This is a genomic window from Priestia endophytica DSM 13796 (assembly GCF_900115845.1).
Taxonomy (GTDB): Bacteria; Bacillota; Bacilli; order Bacillales; family Bacillaceae_H; genus Bacillus_I; species Bacillus_I endophytica.
On record NZ_FOXX01000001.1, the window covers coordinates 282832 to 300712 of the forward strand.

Annotated in this window: 18 protein-coding genes; all 18 read right to left on the minus strand. The window is 38.1% G+C overall.

Annotated elements, in window-relative coordinates:
- Window positions 1-513 (minus strand): QcrA and Rieske domain-containing protein, encoded by a 513-nt coding sequence (locus tag BM012_RS01405; protein WP_061801811.1) that lies wholly within the window; start codon window positions 511-513, stop codon window positions 1-3.
- 128 nt (window positions 514-641) lie between these two features.
- Complete coding sequence (locus BM012_RS01410; RefSeq protein WP_061801812.1) at window positions 642-1082, minus strand: DUF2487 family protein; 441 nt, start codon at window positions 1080-1082, stop codon at window positions 642-644.
- A gap of 85 nt (window positions 1083-1167) precedes the next feature.
- Window positions 1168-1716: a ReoY family proteolytic degradation factor gene (locus tag BM012_RS01415; RefSeq protein WP_019391694.1), complete on the minus strand. Its 549-nt coding sequence runs from the start codon at window positions 1714-1716 to the stop codon at window positions 1168-1170.
- Window positions 1717-1857: 141 nt separating this feature from the next.
- Complete coding sequence (locus BM012_RS01420; protein ID WP_061801813.1) at window positions 1858-3117, minus strand: tetratricopeptide repeat protein; 1260 nt, start codon at window positions 3115-3117, stop codon at window positions 1858-1860.
- 131 nt (window positions 3118-3248) lie between these two features.
- A complete protein-coding gene (gene aroA, locus BM012_RS01425) occupies window positions 3249-4535 on the minus strand; it encodes a 3-phosphoshikimate 1-carboxyvinyltransferase (RefSeq protein ID WP_061801814.1) in 1287 nt (428 codons plus the stop codon).
- 29 nt (window positions 4536-4564) lie between these two features.
- The gene (locus BM012_RS01430; RefSeq protein ID WP_061801815.1) at window positions 4565-5668 is read right to left on the minus strand and encodes a prephenate dehydrogenase; all 1104 of its coding nucleotides are present in this window, start codon (window positions 5666-5668) and stop codon (window positions 4565-4567) included.
- A 106-nt stretch (window positions 5669-5774) separates the two neighbouring features.
- Window positions 5775-6878, minus strand: a complete 1104-nt coding sequence (hisC, locus tag BM012_RS01435; RefSeq protein ID WP_061801816.1) for a histidinol-phosphate transaminase — start codon at window positions 6876-6878, stop codon at window positions 5775-5777.
- Window positions 6879-6883: 5 nt separating this feature from the next.
- Window positions 6884-7702: a tryptophan synthase subunit alpha gene (gene trpA / locus BM012_RS01440; RefSeq protein ID WP_061801817.1), complete on the minus strand. Its 819-nt coding sequence runs from the start codon at window positions 7700-7702 to the stop codon at window positions 6884-6886.
- Window positions 7668-8900 (minus strand): tryptophan synthase subunit beta, encoded by a 1233-nt coding sequence (gene trpB, locus BM012_RS01445; RefSeq protein ID WP_061801818.1) that lies wholly within the window; start codon window positions 8898-8900, stop codon window positions 7668-7670. Before trpB ends, trpA begins: the two co-directional genes overlap by 35 nt.
- Window positions 8890-9516 carry a phosphoribosylanthranilate isomerase gene (locus tag BM012_RS01450; protein WP_061801819.1) on the minus strand — a complete coding sequence of 209 codons (627 nt, stop codon included), beginning with the start codon at window positions 9514-9516 and terminating at the stop codon, window positions 8890-8892. The genes trpB and BM012_RS01450 overlap by 11 nt, the downstream gene beginning before the upstream one ends.
- Window positions 9506-10273 carry an indole-3-glycerol phosphate synthase TrpC gene (gene trpC, locus BM012_RS01455; RefSeq protein ID WP_061801820.1) on the minus strand — a complete coding sequence of 256 codons (768 nt, stop codon included), beginning with the start codon at window positions 10271-10273 and terminating at the stop codon, window positions 9506-9508. Before trpC ends, BM012_RS01450 begins: the two co-directional genes overlap by 11 nt.
- Window positions 10266-11285 carry an anthranilate phosphoribosyltransferase gene (gene trpD / locus BM012_RS01460; RefSeq protein WP_061801821.1) on the minus strand — a complete coding sequence of 340 codons (1020 nt, stop codon included), beginning with the start codon at window positions 11283-11285 and terminating at the stop codon, window positions 10266-10268. The genes trpC and trpD overlap by 8 nt, the downstream gene beginning before the upstream one ends.
- Entirely contained in the window at window positions 11278-12798 is a 1521-nt protein-coding gene (gene trpE, locus BM012_RS01465; protein WP_061801822.1) for an anthranilate synthase component I, read from the minus strand. The genes trpD and trpE overlap by 8 nt, the downstream gene beginning before the upstream one ends.
- Before the next feature lie 281 nt (window positions 12799-13079).
- Complete coding sequence (gene aroB / locus BM012_RS01470) at window positions 13080-14153, minus strand: 3-dehydroquinate synthase (RefSeq protein WP_061801823.1); 1074 nt, start codon at window positions 14151-14153, stop codon at window positions 13080-13082.
- Complete coding sequence (gene aroC, locus BM012_RS01475) at window positions 14153-15325, minus strand: chorismate synthase (RefSeq protein ID WP_061801824.1); 1173 nt, start codon at window positions 15323-15325, stop codon at window positions 14153-14155. The genes aroB and aroC overlap by 1 nt, the downstream gene beginning before the upstream one ends.
- Window positions 15326-15491: 166 nt before the next feature.
- Window positions 15492-16262 (minus strand): CheR family methyltransferase, encoded by a 771-nt coding sequence (locus BM012_RS01480; protein ID WP_061801825.1) that lies wholly within the window; start codon window positions 16260-16262, stop codon window positions 15492-15494.
- Window positions 16263-16338: 76 nt separating this feature from the next.
- Entirely contained in the window at window positions 16339-16791 is a 453-nt protein-coding gene (gene ndk, locus BM012_RS01485) for a nucleoside-diphosphate kinase (protein WP_061801826.1), read from the minus strand.
- Between the two features lie 96 nt (window positions 16792-16887).
- Window positions 16888-17850 carry a heptaprenyl diphosphate synthase component II gene (gene hepT / locus BM012_RS01490; RefSeq protein WP_061801827.1) on the minus strand — a complete coding sequence of 321 codons (963 nt, stop codon included), beginning with the start codon at window positions 17848-17850 and terminating at the stop codon, window positions 16888-16890.
- Window positions 17851-17881 lie beyond the last annotated feature (31 nt).

A 17881-nucleotide genomic window follows, 5' to 3' on the forward strand; every position in this document is an offset into this window, starting at 1 on the left:
CTACACTTCCCCCCGTGGTTTGACATTCCCTAAATATAAAGTTCCTTTTTTAACTTCCATGTGGAAAAGATCCAGCGGTGCCATTGGTGGAGTACCTGGCACATTCTTTCCGCTTTTTTCATAAAGGCCGTTATGACATGGACAAAAAAACCGGTTTGGGTGATTTTTCTTATCTCCATTCCAGTTTACTGTACAGCCGAGATGCTTACAGATTGGGGAAAGAGCCACAATCTCTCCTTTGCTGTCCTTATATACCCATGCTGTTCTTGGCTCTTCTGATTCATGCCATGCATCAACTTGATCAATAGTGAACTCAAACCGCTGTGGTGTTGTTGTAATTTCCTTCACTTGTGCAACAGCAACCATTTCTTCGCCAGCCCCTTTTTTCAGAACTGGATCAACTGCAAAACGAACCATTGGCATTAGCATTCCAGCCGCCATAAACCCTCCTACACCTGTCAATGTATAAGTCAAAAACTGACGGCGTGACACACGATGCTCTCTTTCCTCCATCGCTTTCCCTCCCTAATCCTTTAAAGGAACATTTTCTACTAAAAAGGCCTCTTTTCGACAATTTACGTCAAAATATTTTAAATTTTCTAACTAATTTGGGTATAGAAATCTTAATCAAAGGCCATTTTTCACTTCCACATTCCTAAAAGACTTTTTGTTACCTTTTCAACTTGAATCATGATTGCTTCTTTCTTTCCTTTCTCTGTTTCTTGCATTTCAAAAGGGACAAAAACAACCGATCCTTTCACTTGTTCTTGTTGCCACGCTTTATCACTAGTTAGAAAGAGAATATGCTTTGCTTCTCCATCATAGAAGTCTTCAATCCATTGCTCTAGACGCGCGGTTACTGAGGGCTCTTTACTATGATACGTGAAAGGAGGACATAACATTACTCTCCCTTTAAATCTGTGCTCAATTTCATTTGTAATCGCTATCAAGTTTTCCCATAAAAAACCATTCTTCTTGACTTCGTCCACAAAATTGACTGCGTGAAGCGGAATGATAATTGTATCAATGTATTCCTTTTGAGCAAGATAAATTCCGACATCACTACTATTCCATTTCAACATTGCCCCCTCCAATTCCTTCTCTAAATTCCGACTATATTAAGCATAGAAAAAACCTCGTCACTTGACAAGGTTTTCTTCGTATTTCTTATTGACTTTCTTCATATTTTTTTAAGTAGTCTGTTAGACGATAAAATTCCTCTTTGTCTCCTTCATCCAGAGCTTTATCGATAAGCTCCATAATTTTCGCTTTATGGAAAGACTTAATGGAATCGTCTAACATTTTTTCAGCAAGCAACCGATCTTTTTCGTTTACTTCTAGGTTTTTAGGAATGTAAGGATTATCTTCTAAAACAGCAACATACTGTGGTGAGAGATACGATGAGCGAAAGTTTAGCTGAATGTAAATATCTTCATCCCTGTTCAAACGAATATCATGAAATGATTTTTCCGCATCTGTTGTCATAACGTTCTCTTTGTAGAATCGAAATGACGGATCGTCAACACAATGTGTTGACATAATTAATCCTCGAGGACAAAACTGAGCTTTCTCTACAAAATGAACTTTCTTCATTAGTTGATCATGGCTCATTAAATAATTCAAAATCCAAACGCACTCACGTCTTTTTAATTGATAATTTGTTAAAAACCAGCGAATAAATTCTTTCTTTTCATCTATAGATACTGGGATCGCCATCTACTTTCACTTCCCTCCTCTTTTTTACCAATAGAGATTTTCTCCTTTGCGTTCTATATTCCCATTCCTACAGGATAGAAAACGGGGTGATTATAGTATAATGCTTTGTCTATTACTTCAACACTACAAGGATTTTTCCCTTCACAAATCTTCTAATTGCCATAAGATTTCTTGTATGTCTGTTGCAGATGGGTTAATTGAGAGTATTTTTTCAAACATAGTGCGCGCTTCTCTTCTTTTTCCCTCCTCCATGAGAAACATACCGTAGTCTTCTAAGAATAAAATATCTTCTTTAAAGAAACTATATGCAGCTTCGTAAGCATTTAATGCTTTTTTGTATTCTTCTGCACCTTCGTATGCTTTAGCAAGGTCCCATTCAAAATGAGGATCGTCCTCTCCAAACTCTTTTGCATGTTCATAGTGCTCAATAACATCTTCAAATCGTTCTTGATGCAGAAGGAGTTTGGCAAGAGTTAAGAGGGCTTCTAAATAGCCAGGATCAAGAGCTAAAGCTTCACGGAAAGCTTTCTCTGCCCATTCCTCGTTTTGAAGTTTAAGAGCAATCTTTCCACTATAAAACCAAAGCTCTTTATTGAATTCATCATCTTTTATTCCTTCTTTTGCTGTTTGAAGTGCTTCTGCTAACATTTCTTCTTGCTCATATGCTTTAGCAAGTGGAAGATATACAGAATGATACTGTGGATCAAGTTCTTTTAGTTCTGTTAGCCTTGCAATTGCTGTTGTATGCTGACCTGCTTGATAAGCTGTTACTCCATATTCAAACAAAATATTAATTTCAAGCTTATTCTCGAGTGCTTTCTCATAATGTGGAAGTGCTTCTTCAAACTGACCAAGACCGCTGAGTGATTCAGCTAAACGATGGTGTAAGTTTGTTCCATTGAAGTCCTCTTCTGTCTTCAGCAATTTTTTATAGTACTTTTGTGCATTTTTAAATTCTCCTTGACTAAGAAAGAATTCGCCAAGCGCAAAGTCGATGACAGGTTCATCAGGCAAAAGCTCTTTTGCATTAAGCAATTTAGCTTCTGCTACTTCAGGAAGACCTTGCATCTCATATAAATCAGCCATTAAAAGCAAGGCTTGAGCATAAACCGGATGACTGTGTGAAATCTTCTCTAATGTTTCAAGTGCTTTCTCTTCCTGTTCTACATCAATATAAAGCTCTGCTTTAATAACAAGAAGCTCTGCTTCATTTGGATAAAGCTCCAGCAGCTTGTCTGCCATTGCAAGCGCTTCATCAATCAGACCCCACTGTTGAAAATATTCGAGAATGAGAAGTTTCTCGTCATCTGCCACAACATCTTTTATTTCGTTGATAAGTTTTAAACCTTTTTCAACTTCATTGCTTTCAATATATTTTATGGCTTGTTCAAGCTCTGTCATATATAATCTCCTTTTACATCCTTCTTACTTTTATCTAGTATACTCCATGATAAAGGACAATGAAAAATGTTTCAAATAATCTACTCGGTTTTAGGCAACAGAAAGAGAGAACCAGAAATGGTTCTCTCCTGTTAGCGTGACAGTTTTGCTAAATGTTCAAAGAAAGTTGGGTACGAAACGCTAATTGCTTCTGCACGCTCTAGCTCTACATTTGAAGAAGTAATAAGAGATGCAACAGCAAGCATCATACCAATGCGATGGTCACCATGACTATCAACATTTCCTCCATGCAATGGAGTGCCTCCTTTAATAATCATTCCATCTTCTGTTGGTGTAATATCTGCTCCAAGTTTATTTAGTTCAGTTGCAACAGTAGAAATACGGTCTGTTTCTTTTACACGCAGCTCTGCTGCATCTTTAATAATTGTCTCTCCTTCCGCTTGTGTTGCAAGAAGAGCAATAATCGGAATTTCATCAATAAGGCGTGGAATTAAGTCTCCCCTAATTTCTGTTCCTTTAATATCAGACGTTTCTACAACGAAATCACCAACAGGTTCTCCGTTTTCAATACGCTCCGTTTCAATTTTGTATTTAACATTCATCATATCTAATACATCAACAATACCTGTGCGGGTTGGATTCAATCCAACGTTTTGAAGGCGAATACGACTGTTTGGTACAATCGCTCCTGCAACAAGGAAAAACGCAGCAGATGAAATGTCACCAGGCACGTTTACTGTTGTTCCTTTTAACGTTTGTCCACCTTGAACAGAAGCACTCGTTTCATCGCTTTCTACTTCTACTCCAAAAGCGCCAAGCATTCTTTCTGTATGATCACGTGATTTATGAGGTTCTTTTACCGTTGTTTTTCCTTCTGCATTAATGCCTGCTAAAAGAATAGAAGATTTAATTTGAGCACTTGCAACAGGCGATTCATATGTAATCCCTTTTAATGCATGCCCACGCACAGCAAGCGGCGTATATTGGCCATTTTCACGTCCATCAATTTTTGCTCCCATTAAGCGAAGCGGAACAGTTACACGAGCCATTGGGCGTTTAGCAATCGAGTCGTCTCCAATAAGGCAGCTGTGAAAGTCTGTTCCAGCTAGAAGACCTAGAATAAGTCTTGTTGTTGTGCCAGAGTTTCCAACATCAAGAAGCTGACTTGGTTCTTTTAAACCTTTAAAACCGCGTCCGTTGATTTCAACAACATCTTCTGTACGAGTAATTTCAACGCCCATCGCTCGAAAACATTCAATTGTGCTTAGGCAATCTTCTCCTTCTAAAAAGTTATGAACCGTTGTTTTTCCTTCTGCAATAGAACCAAACATTACGGCTCTGTGCGAAATTGATTTATCGCCAGGGATGGCAATTTCCCCTTTTAAACTTACTTTCTGACTTTCCAACACTTTCGTCATTTTTTATTCACCTGCTCCTTTTTTCTATTTTAAGATGGAATAAATGTTCCATACCCATGACTTTCTAAACATATTCTAGCCTTTTCACGATCTTCTTCTTTTTGAAGACTAAGACGAAGCACTCCATAAATATCTTCACGTGTTTCTAAAATGCGTAGATTTGTAATACTGATTCTTTCTTCTGCTAAGTAGCCTGTTACTTCTGAAATAATCCCTGGATAGTCTGGCACGTCCACATACAAATCGTAAAAAGAAGGAATCGCTCCTTTTTCTTTTACAGGAAGACCATCTCGAAAGTTTTTAGCTTCTTCGAAATAATTAAATATCCCTTCTGCATCAAGCGAACGTACCATTTCTTTAATTTCTTCCATTTCTAATGCCCACTCATCAAAAAGTTCAAGCATTGATTGTTGATTATGAATTAAAATATCTCGCCACATAACAGGACTGCTTGAAGCAATACGCGTAATATCTCGGAAACCTCCTGCCGCAAGCTTTGAGGTTAACTCATTTTGCTTTTTATATTTTTTAGCTTGATGAACAAGACTTGCCGCAATAATATGAGGGAAATGACTAATAACTCCTGCTACTCTATCATGCTCAGAAGGCGTCATTTCGATAAGCTGTGCCTTTGTTCCTTGAAGAAGCTGTTTAAGCTCGCTAACCTTCTCCTCTGGCGTATGTTCAGAAGGAGTTAAAATATAATAAGCATTTTCAAACAAATGAACCTTTGCCGCAGCTACGCCACTTTTGTGAGATCCAGCCATTGGATGCCCTCCAATAAAGTGAACGTCTTGATGTGCAAAAATGTTCGCTGTCTCAACGATTTTTGTTTTTGTGCTTCCGACATCTGTAATAATAACGCCTTTTTTCAGTTTTAAAGAAGCAAGTTTCTCACATAAGGCAACAGCATGTGTAACAGGTACCGCAATAATAATAATGTCTGCTTTTTCACATGCACACTCAATAGAAGAAGCTTCCTCATCAATAACACCTAGTGATTTGGCAAGATGAAGCTGATCTTGGTTTATATCATATCCAATCATATGTACGCTTTCTTGCGTTTCTCTCATGTTTAAAGAAAGTGAACCACCTATCAAACCTAGTCCAATGACAGCAATATTTCTTGTCATGTTTTCCACCTCATTAATACTAAAACTTTGTCCCTATATTTTAAGCCAAGATGAAGCCCACGTCTATGTGTGCCTCATCTTGGCCTTTCATTTTCATCTTTATACGTTAGCTCTGCACTGCATGTTCTTGTAAGAAAGTATGAAGATGTCCCAAGATTTCCTTATTCTCCTCTTCTGATCCAACTGTAATACGAATAGAAGTTGGGAAACCAAGCGCATTTCCTGATCGAATGATAATACCTTTTTGAAGAAGATAGTTAAAAATAGCATCTCCTTCATAATGTTTAAAATCAATCAAAATAAAGTTGGTTTCTGAAGGATAATAAGAAAGCTTGTGCTCTTCACAGAAATTATAATATTGCTGAAGACCTTTTGTATTTTTCTGTCGGCATTCTTCGATAAATGCTTGATCTTCAATTGAAGCGCAAGCAGCTGCCTGTGCTAAACGGCTTGTATTAAAAGGCTCGCGCGCAGGCTCGATCTTTTGTAAAAGCTCCGTATTCGCTACTCCGTACCCGACGCGAAGGGCCGCAAGTCCGTAAGCTTTTGAAAACGTACGAAGGATAATTAAATTTTTATACTGACTTAAAAGTGGAATGGTTTCCGGATAGTCCAATGCTGTTGCATACTCATAGTATGCTTCATCAATGGCTACAAGCGTTGTCTCTGGGACGCGCTGTAAAAAAGCGTGCAAACGATCTTTATTAACATACGTTCCAGTCGGATTATTTGGACTGCAAATCCACACAATTCGTGTTTTACCATCAATAGATTCAAGCATTTTATCTAAATCATGCTGGCCGTCAACAAGGGGGACTTCTCGAATTTCGGCTCCCTCAATTACGGCATTATGCTTGTATTGAGAAAAGGTAGGCGTCGCCATCACTGTATTTGTATCTTTTGTTAAAAGTGAACGACAAAGAACTTGAATTACTTCATCTGAACCATTTCCAAACAAAAGCTCTGTTTCTTTAACATTCAAGAAGTTTGCTACTGCTGTACGAAGCTCGCTCGCATAGCCATCTGGATAAAGCGTTAACTTTGAAGCTTCCTGTTTAATAGCTTCAACAGCTTTCGGTGAAGAACCATATGGGTTCTCATTTGATGCTAGTTTAATAACTTTCTCTAATCCAAATTCTTTTTTCACTTCCTCAATCGGTTTTCCCGGCTTATAAGGAGTTAGTGAAAGAAGCTGTTTTTTGACTTCCACGCTTTTTACACCTCACAAAGTGATATAGGAGAGATAATCTCTTCAATATAATTCTCAATAGTTGTTAAGGCTTCTCTCTTCTCCTCTTTGCTCCCTTTTAAAGCATCTTCTAGCTCTCCTACTTTGTGAACAAGTGCACTTCCAATAACAATTCCATCGCTATGATCAATAAGCAATTGCACTTGGTCTGCTTTAGAAATGCCAAACCCAACTGCTACAGGGACCGTTGCGTATCGTTGCACTTCATCTAAGAACTCATGCACATTTTCAGGAAGCTTATCTCGCACACCTGTTACACCAAGAGAAGATACGCAGTACAAAAATCCATCAGCAGATGCTGCGATTTTTTGAATGCGATCTTTGGATGTTGGAGCAACCATAGAAATAAGAGCTACTTCATTCTCTTTTGATAGAGAACGAAGCTCTTCACTTTCTTCATATGGAAGATCTGGGAGAAGAAAACCATCAACTTGATTTTGTCGCATTAAAGCGAAAAAGTTTTTGTACCCCAATTGTAACACAGGATTAAAATAGGTAAAGAGGATAATCGGAATTTCAACGCCTCTTTCCCTCATTTTTGATACAAGTTTGATCGCTTTTGTAATAGTCATTCCTGATTTTAACGCTCTGCTTGAAGCGGCCTGAATCACAGGTCCATCTGCAAGAGGATCTGAGTATGGAACGCCAAGTTCGAGCACTGAAGCTCCTACTTTCTGGAGACTGTATGCTAACTCAACTGTCACTTCTTCTGTAGGATCTCCTGCTGTAATAAAAGGAATAAATAATTTTTTATGCTTTGGTAGTCTCTCTTTGAACGTGCTCATTGTCCATTTCCTCCTCTAGTAAACGAATTAGTGAATTTACATCTTTGTCACCACGGCCTGATAAACATACAAGAATGGTTTCATCCTTTGATTTTAAAGGAGCAAGCCTGAAAGCTTCAGCAAGCGCGTGTGATGATTCAATAGCAGGCATAATGCCTTCTGTTTTAGTTAAAAGTGTAAATGCATCAAGTGCTTCACGATCTGTTGCACTTTTATATTCGACTCTTTTGATGCTTGAAAGCAATGCGTGTTCTGGTCCAACACCAGGATAGTCGAGCCCAGCTGAAATGGAATATGGTTCTGTAATTTGACCGTGCTCGTCCTGCAGTAAGTTTGTGAGTGTGCCGTGTAAAACCCCTTTGCTTCCACGAGCCATCTTAGCTGAGTGAAGACCTGAATCAAGCCCTTTTCCACCTGCTTCAACTCCAATTAATTTAACGTCTTCATCGCCGATAAAGTCGTAGAACATTCCAATTGCATTACTTCCGCCTCCAACACACGCAATCACAGTATGAGGCAAACGCCCTTCTTTTTCTAGAAACTGCTTTTTCGCTTCAATACCGATAATCTTCTGAAAGTCACGAACCATTTTTGGATAAGGATGTGGTCCTGTTGCAGAGCCAAGTAAATAAAAGTGGTCTTCACAATGTGAAACCCAGAAACGGATAGCTTCACTTGTCGCATCTTTCAGCGTCTTTGTTCCTGAAGAAACGGGAATAACTTCTGCGCCAAGAAGCTTCATTCTGAATACGTTCAGCTTTTGACGTTCAATGTCTTCCTCACCCATGAACACTTTACATTCCATGCCAAACTTAGCTGCAACTGTTGCTGTAGCAACGCCGTGCTGTCCTGCACCTGTCTCTGCAATAAGCTTTGTTTTCCCCATATACTTTGCAAGCAGTGCTTGACCAAGCGCATTATTAATTTTATGTGCTCCTGTATGATTCAAATCCTCACGCTTTAAATAGATTTTAGCTCCACCAAGCTTTTTAGTCACTTGATCTGCATACGTAAGAGCCGTTGGGCGACCTGAATATTCTTTTAACAAATTCGCATATTCTTCTTTGAAATTTTGATCTTCCATTGCTTTATTTAATGCTTCTTCAAGTTGCTCAAGAGGGTACATTAATGTTTCAGGTACATATTTCCCTCCATATTCTCCAAATCGGCCAAAACTGTCTGGGTAGCTATATTTCATTGTGCATCTTCCTTTCTAATTCACTGATCAATGTTTTCGTTTTTTTTCCGTTCTCTTCAATCCCACTTGAGATATCAACAGCTTGTGGGCTATATGTTAAAAGATCTTCAATATTTCCCGGGCCGATTCCTCCCGCGATAAAGCACAGTTTTTGCAAATCCTCTGCCTTATTGGTATATTTCGGAACAACGCTCCAGTCAAACGTTGTTCCCGTTCCGCCAAATGAACCTTTTACTTTTGTATCGATTACAAATCCGTCTACAACCTCGCTGTACAATATCATGTTCTCTTCGGTGTCTGTATCATGAGGTAAAGCTTTCCATACATCTTTCCCTGTTGCCTCTTTTAAGCGAAAAAGGTCTTCCTTCGTTTCTTCTCCATGACATTGAACAACATCAAGTTTTGCTCTTTTCACTACTTTTTCGATTATGCTTAACTGTTCATTTACGAAAACACCTACTCTTTTTTTAGAAGAAACAGCCCATTTTCCAACATCTTCCGGTGAGACATAACGTTTACTTTTAGAAGTAAAAATAAACCCAACGTAATCACACATGCTTTCTGTTACAAGCTTCCACTCTCTATCATTCTTAACTCCACAATACTTAATTTTCATAAACTTCTTCACCAAATAAATTATAAATAGCTGTAGTTTGATCTTCTTGACGCATTAATGATTCACCTACAAGAATGGCATTTGCGCCCGCTTTTTTTACGGTTTGCACATCTTCATAAGTAAAAATCCCACTTTCACTTACCATCAGACTTTCTTTAGGAACAAACTGACTGATTTCCTCTGTTTGCTGAAGCGTTGTTTGAAAAGTGTGTAAATTACGGTTGTTAATCCCTATAATTTCTGGTGTGAAAATCGTTAAAATGCCTTGAAGTACTTCTCTGCTATGTACTTCGACTAAGCAATCTAAATGAAGTTCCTTTGCCTGTAAGTACAATTCATGCAGTTTTTCTGGCCTCATCGCCTCTCCAATGAGTAAAATAGCGTCTGCTCCAATACGAGCGCTTTGCTCTACTTGCAGAGAATCGATAATAAAGTCTTTTCGAAGAACAGGAATGGAGACTTCCTTCTTAATGTTTGTAAGATACGTATGATGACCTTTAAAATACGGTTCATCTGTTAAGACAGATAAAGCATTTGCCCCTCCATTCACATATTGCTTTGCAATCTGGACAGGATTGAAATTTTCTTTAATCAGTCCTTTTGAAGGGGAAGCTTTTTTCACTTCAGCGATCAATGAGACAGGACGTGCTTTATTTTGTAACGCTTGATAAAATGAAATCTTTTGAACATCCTCTTGCTGTCCTAACTGTATTTCTTTTAGCTCTTCTCGTTTTGTTTGTAAAATTTTCTCAAGCATGAAGGTTCACCTCTTTTGTCATATGTCTAAAATGTTGTTGAACAGTTTTACTTTTAATCGCTTCCTCTGTAATGCGAACTCCCTCTTCAATAGACAACGCTTTGCCACTTACATAAAGGGCTGCTGCTGTATTTAAAACAACCGCATTTACAGCCGTTGTCGGCGCTTTGTTGGCAAAAATATCTTGAATTAATCGAGCGCTCTCTTCCGCTGTTTCTACAACAATTTCCTCCTGAGTTCCGCGTTGTAAGCCAAAATCTTCAGGTGCAATTGTATAAGTTGAAATTTGACCTTCTTTCAGCTCGACAATGTCCGTTTTCGCACATGCGCTTATTTCATCAAGGCCGTCCCTTCCTGTTACAAATAAAACATGATGGGGATTAAGCTTTTGAAGCGCTTTGGCAAGTTTTTGAGAAAGTTCAAAAGAATACACGCCAATGACTTGCTTTAAACAATTAGCAGGGTTTGCCATTGGCCCTAAAGCATTAAATACAGTCCGAAATCCAAGTTCTTTACGAATTGAAGCAACATTTTTCATTGCCGGATGATAAAAAGGAGCGAACAAAAAAGCCATGTTATAGTGTTCTAATTTTTCTTTTGCTGCTTCTTCTGTTAACCCAATATCAATACCAAGATACTCAAGCACATCAGCACTCCCGCTTTTAGAGGAAACAGCCCTATTGCCATGCTTTGCTACTTTCACCCCCAGAGAGGAAGCGGCGATAGCGCTTGCTGTTGAAATATTAAAGGTAGAAGCTCCATCTCCTCCTGTTCCGCACGTATCAACGGCATCCTGAAACGAAGTTGAAAAAGGACGCATGTTCTCACGAAGTGCACGAACAAAGCCTGTTATTTCTTCAACCGTTTCGCCTCGATACGTTAAGATTGTTAAAAAGCTAGCAACTTGACTTTGTGATACATTTCCTTTCATAATGCCATCCATCACAAGCTGTGCTTCGCTTTCTGTTAAAAATCCACCGTTTAGACATTTCTTTAAGTATTCTTTAAACATGCAACTTCGCTCCTTCTTTTCCGTAGATTTCTTCAGCTACGTTAATCGTATGAATAAGGGCGCTTGCTTTGTTTTTAGTTTCTTTATATTCAAGCTCAGGCACTGAGTCATACACAACGCCAGCTCCTGCTTGAACATATGCATTTTCGTCTTTTAGTACAATCGTGCGAATTGCAATACATGAATCAATATTTCCATCAAAATCAATGTAAGCGACCGTTCCTGCGTACACATTTCGTGCAACAGGCTCCATTTCATTGAGTATTTGCATAGCTCTAACCTTTGGAGCTCCTGATACTGTTCCAGCCGGAAAGGCAGCAAGAAGTGCTTGAATTGGGGAATATTTACGATCAAGCTCTCCTGTAACTTTTGAAATCATGTGCATAACGTGAGAGAATGTAACAACTTCCATTAATACTGGCGTTTGAACGCTTCCGTAGCAAGCAACGCGCCCAATGTCATTTCGGGCTAAGTCAACGAGCATATAGTGTTCTGCACGCTCTTTCTCATCTTGAAGCATTTCGTTTTTCAACTTTTCTTCTTCTTCTTCTGTTCGTCCTCTTCTCCTTGTGCCTGCTATTGGATGAATTTCTAAGTGTCCGTTCACAACTTGAATAAGTCGCTCTGGAGAACTCCCGATAATTTCAGCGTCTTCTAGCTTAATATAAAACAAGTATGGCGAAGGATTAACAAGACGCAGAATGCGATAGATTTCCAATCCTGATAGAGCCGTCTTCAATTTAAAGCGCTGTGATAAAACACCTTGAAAAATATCACCGCTCCGAATATATTCTTTTAATTTTTCAACATCTTCTACAAACTTCTCTTTCGTATAGGAAGACTCAACAGAGCTAAAATCAACTTCTTTACGCTCAGCTGAAAAAATGATTGGTTCCGCTGCGCGACAGTCCTTTTTAAGCTTTTCAACATAGAAACGAATTTTTGCTTCTCCGTTATCGTATACCTCTTTTAACTTTTCTTCATCTCGCTCTTCATGTGTTTGAAGATAGTGAATAAGCGTCATCTTCTTATTTTTGTGATCATAAGCAGCAATTGTTTCACAAAAAGAAAAATGAACAGCAGGCATTCCTAAATCATTTTCTTTATGAACAGGAACCTTTTCAAAAAGAGATAGAGAGTCATAGCTTAAAAATCCGACGGCTCCTCCCTTAAATGGAAGCAGCATATCTGGAATCTTTGCTTTCACATATTCTTTTGCCAATTCAAATGCTTCATTTAAACAAGTAGAACTGTTTAATTTTGTCCCATCTGATCGCTCTAAAAAGAAAGTGCCGTTCTGTTCTTTTAAATATAAAAAAGGATTAAGACCAATAAATGAATAGTTCGCCCATGGTGAGCTCTCATCACTGCTCTCAAGCAGATAAATTGCTTCTTCTCCGAGACATTGAAAAAGATCAACTGGCATAACGTTATCCATTAAAAATGTTTTTGTAATTGGGATTGTTCGATAATTTAATGATGCTTGCAAAAAAGAAGTAAAATTAGTATTCATATGCTCATTCCTCCATATCGTAAGTGAAGAATGAGAACAGTGAGGTGGGTGATGATAAGAGGGATAATAAAAAAGCCCAAAGTCAAATAAGACTTTAGGCAAATAGACATTTTGATATACTACTACTCTTCTAACCTCTGCTCTGCTCTCTCTACACTCGTCTCATCTACCTAGTTTATATTCACTTATACTCAGCTCTACAATGTTTCCTTATACTCTCTAAAACTCTAACTTACAGAACATTCTAATACCTAGAATATTTGCTGTCAACCATTAAAACTCTATGTTGAAGTCTCAGACAATAGAGATAAAATGGTCTTCTCATCAACTTTCATTAATAAAGGTTCTCCAATTTCCTTTAAAAGAACCATGTTAATTTGACCGTGTTGCGCCTTTTTATCAGCTTTCATCTTAGCTACAAGATTGTTCTTATCCAACCCTTGTGGAATATCTGTACGATATCCAAGCTTATGTAGCCACTCTTTAAGTTTTTCAAGAGGAAATGTTGTATCAATAAGCTCTTTTCCAATTTCGAAAGCAAAGCACATCCCAATCACAACAGCTTCTCCATGAGTAATCTCCCCATATCCAAGCTCTGCTTCAATCGCATGCCCTAGCGTATGACCAAAATTCAAAAAGGCGCGAATACCCGTTTCTTTCTCATCGTTAGCTACAATTTCAGCTTTTACCTTTATCCCTTCTTTAATAGACTGAATAAGCGTTTCTCCTTTTAAATCTTCAAAAGTAGACACACTAGATTTCAACCAATCATAGAAAGTCGTCGAATAAATAAGCGCATGTTTCACCACTTCTGCAAATCCTGAGCGCCATTCTTTTTCACTTAGCGTTTCTAAAAGTGAAATATCATAAAAAACGGCTTCTGGCTGATGAAAAGCACCAATCATATTTTTGCCCAACTCATGGTTAATCGCTACTTTTCCACCAACTGCGCTATCGTGTGCAAGCAGTGTTGTTGGAACTTGAATAAACGGAATGCCACGCATATATGTTGCGGCAACAAATCCAGCTAAGTCACCGACAACTCCGCCGCCAAATGCGATAATGAGTGATTGACGATCAAGACCGTGTTCAAGGGCAAAGGTTTGAACATTATAAAAATGCTCAAACGATTTTGCTCCTTCTCCACTTGGCAAAATATACGAAAGAGCTTGATTAGGAAGCTCTTTCATCAGCGCCTTGCCATGATGTTTATAAACCGTTTCATCTGAGATAACAAGGATGTTAGAAACTGACGGACATACATCTTCAATGACGCTGTGTAAGTTTTCTAATATACGTTCACCAAAATAAACGGGATACTTTTTAGACGCTGTTTTTATCTGCAGGGATTCCATTAAAATTCTCCTGCATAGCTTTTTAAGCGCTCAATATTTTCTTTAATAAGATCCATACGGTCATGACCAAATTGCTCTACAATTGCATTTGCTACTTCCCATGCTACAACAGCTTCTGCTACCACACTTGCTGCTGGAACCGCGCAGCTATCTGAACGCTCAATGCTTGCTGAAAAAGGCTCTTTCGTATCAATGTCAACACTTTGCAATGGCTTATAAAGCGTCGGGATTGGCTTCATTACGCCGCGTACAACAAGAGGCATTCCAGTCGTCATTCCGCCTTCTAGACCACCTAAGTTGTTGCTTCCTCTTGTATATCCTTCTTCTTCATTCCAAAGAATTTCATCGTGAACTTTGCTTCCAGGCAAACGGGCTGCTTCGAAACCAATTCCAAACTCAACGCCTTTAAATGCGTTAATGCTAACAATCGCTGCAGCAATTTTAGAATCCAGTTTGCGATCGTATTGAACGTAGCTTCCAACACCTGGTGGGAGACCTTCAATAATCACTTCGACGATTCCACCTATAGAATCTCCGTTTTCTTTTGCACTATCAATAGCACTCATCATTTCCTGCTCTACGCTTTGATCAAAGCAACGTACAGGAGATTCATTTGTACGATTTTTTAGCTCATTTAAATTTTTATATTGAGGAGGATTTGCTCGAACTCCGCCGATTTCTAGAACGTGTGATGCAACATTAATACCTAATTCACTTAAAATCTTTTTCGCTACAGCTCCAGCTGCAACACGTACTGTTGTTTCACGAGCAGAAGAACGTTCAAGAACATTACGTAAATCACGGTGACCATATTTCATTCCACCAATAAGGTCAGCATGTCCTGGACGTGGACGCGTAATTTTTCTTTTTACTTCTTCCTTCTCTTCTTCTGAAATTTCTTCAATGCCCATAATTTTAGTCCAATGCTTCCAGTCGTTGTTTTCAACAACAAGCGTAATCGGAGAACCTAGCGTTGAAGCGTGACGAACACCGCTTAAAATCTCTACTTCGTCTGTTTCAATCTGCATTCTTCGTCCGCGGCCATAGCCTTTTTGACGGCGTGCTAAGTCTTCATTGATATCTTCAGCCTTCAATGGAAGATTTGAAGGCACTCCTTCTAGAATTGTAGTTAGTTGGGGTCCATGTGACTCTCCAGCAGTTAAGTATCTCATCTTACTCCTCCGTCTATTATGTTTGTTTAATAAAAAATTTTCTGTTGTGTATGACTATAACACAAAAATTTGGATTGTGGAACGTAAACTTTAACGCTTTTAAGCTCTAAAGTATTTTCAATTAAAAATTATTAATGATTTTCAAACTGTAGTCTATCTTTTTTCTTTATTCTTTGCGATAAAAAAAGGGACGGGAACACGTTAACCCATAAGAGCTCGTATTAAAGATTTGTTCAGTACTTCCGACGAACAAAACTCCTCCTTTTTTTAAAGATTGACTCATTTTCTCATACAGAGCATGCTTTGCTACATCTGTAAAATAAATCAAAACATTTCGACAAACAATAAGATCATAGTTGCTCTGAAAAGGGTCTTGAAGAAGATCATGTTTTTTAAATACAACCGTATTTTTAATGTCTTCGCTAATATAATAAAGTCCTTCTCTATATGTAAAATACTTTGTTTTCATATGTAAGGGGAGTTCCTGTAGTTCTCTCTCTCCATAAACACCTTTTCTTGCTTTCCTTAACACTGTTTCATCAATATCTGTTGCTAAAATACGAATACTTTTTAATGGTAAAAACTGAGCTAAGATCATTGCAATTGTATATGGCTCTTCACCTGTCGAACATGCTGCACTCCAAATTTTTAAGGAGTGCTTTTTCTGAAGCATTGGAACTAAAATTTGCTTCTCTAGCTCCACCCATTTACTTCCGTTTCGATAAAATTCAGAAACATTAATTGTAAAACGATCTAGGAATTCTTGTAAAAGCTCATTTTTCTCACATAATGCTCTATAAAAATCCATAAAAGAAGAAGCGTGACGTTTCTGATAAAGAGATGTTAGCCGCCTTTTCATTTGGGGTTCTTTGTATAGTGATAAATCAATCCCTGTTTTCTTTTTGATGTTAAATATAAACTGCTCGTAGTCATTCACCTTATTCACCCTTACTTCTTTACCTTTACCAAATTAGCTTCATATCTATTAGAATATAAAAAAAGCTAGCATAATGCTAGCCTTCATACACCCAATCATTTATTAGTTTCGTATAATTAACAAGCTCGCTTTCGTTAAAAAACAGCGAGATTTCTCGTGTAGCGCTTTCATTTGAATCTGAACCATGAACAACATTTTTAGCAACCTGCAGGCCGTAATCTCCTCGGATTGTGCCAACCTCTGCTTCAGCAGGATTTGTCTTTCCTAGCATCTTTCTAGCAACTGTTACAGCATTTTCGCCTTCCCAAACCATCGCAAAAACAGGGGAAGATGTAATAAAGTCAACAAGTTCTCCAAAAAACGGCTTCTCTTTATGTTCTTTATAATGTTCTTTAGCTAAGTCTTCTGACACGTTCATAAGTTTTGCTCCAACTAATTGGAAACCCTTTTTTTCAAAACGTGTGACAACATCACCAACAATATTACGCTGTACTCCATCAGGTTTTACCATAATAAATGTTCTTTCCATAATCTCCACCCTTTATGTACTTTATGAAAACGCAAACATCACAAGTGAATAATATCACTAATTCAGAATTTTTACAACAGTAGGGTGGAGAAGTTATTAGAATTTTCTTTTTCCGATAAACTTTGCAAGCTTATTGTACGTATTTTTCGCTTTGCTTGGTGGAAGCTCATTTAAAACCGTAAGTGCTTTATCAAGATACATATCGCTCACTTTCGTCGCTTTTTCAATTGCTCCACATTTTTTTATTTCTTCAATGATAATTGAAATACGCTCATGTTCTCCTTCAAAAAGCTTTTCAACTTGTTCTCTCATGCCTGGTACTTCTAATGCATAAAGAGTTGGAAGAGTAATATTTCCTTGTAAAAGATCACTTCCAGCTGGTTTACCAAGCTGTTTTTCCGAAGATGTAAAGTCTAAAATATCATCGGTAATTTGAAACGACATACCCACATAATATCCGAACCAATAAAGACGCTCATGAATACTTTTGTCTGCTCCTGCTGCAATAGCACCAAGCTGACAGCTCACAGCAATAAGCAATGCTGTTTTTCGCTTGATCCGTCTGAAGTACGTACGGAAATTTTGTTGTAAATCATATTTATCTTTAATTTGCTCAATCTCGCCTAAACATACTTCTACAATAGCATGTGAGAGCACTTTATGAGCTTCAACATCCGGGATCTTCGTCATTAATTCCAAAGAGCGCCCAAGAATATAGTCCCCTGTATACATTGCAATTCGATTATCCCATTTGGCTTTAATTGTAGGCTGCCCGCGACGTACGTCTGAATCATCAACAACGTCATCGTGAACAAGAGATGCCATATGAATAAGTTCAAGTGCCATAGCTACATTCTTGATATTTTCGATATCATAGTCGCCAAACTTTGCTCCTAGCAATACAAAAACAGGACGAATTCGTTTTCCTCCTGCTTGTAAAAGCTGAAGAGAAGCCTCTGAAATAATGGACGTGTTTTCTTTTTCAATGGCTTCTTCTAGCTCTTTTTCAATTCGAGAAATATCTCCATGTAAAAAGGCATATATCATTTGTAATTTCATTCTTTTCACCTTTTAAACAAATTTCATCGAA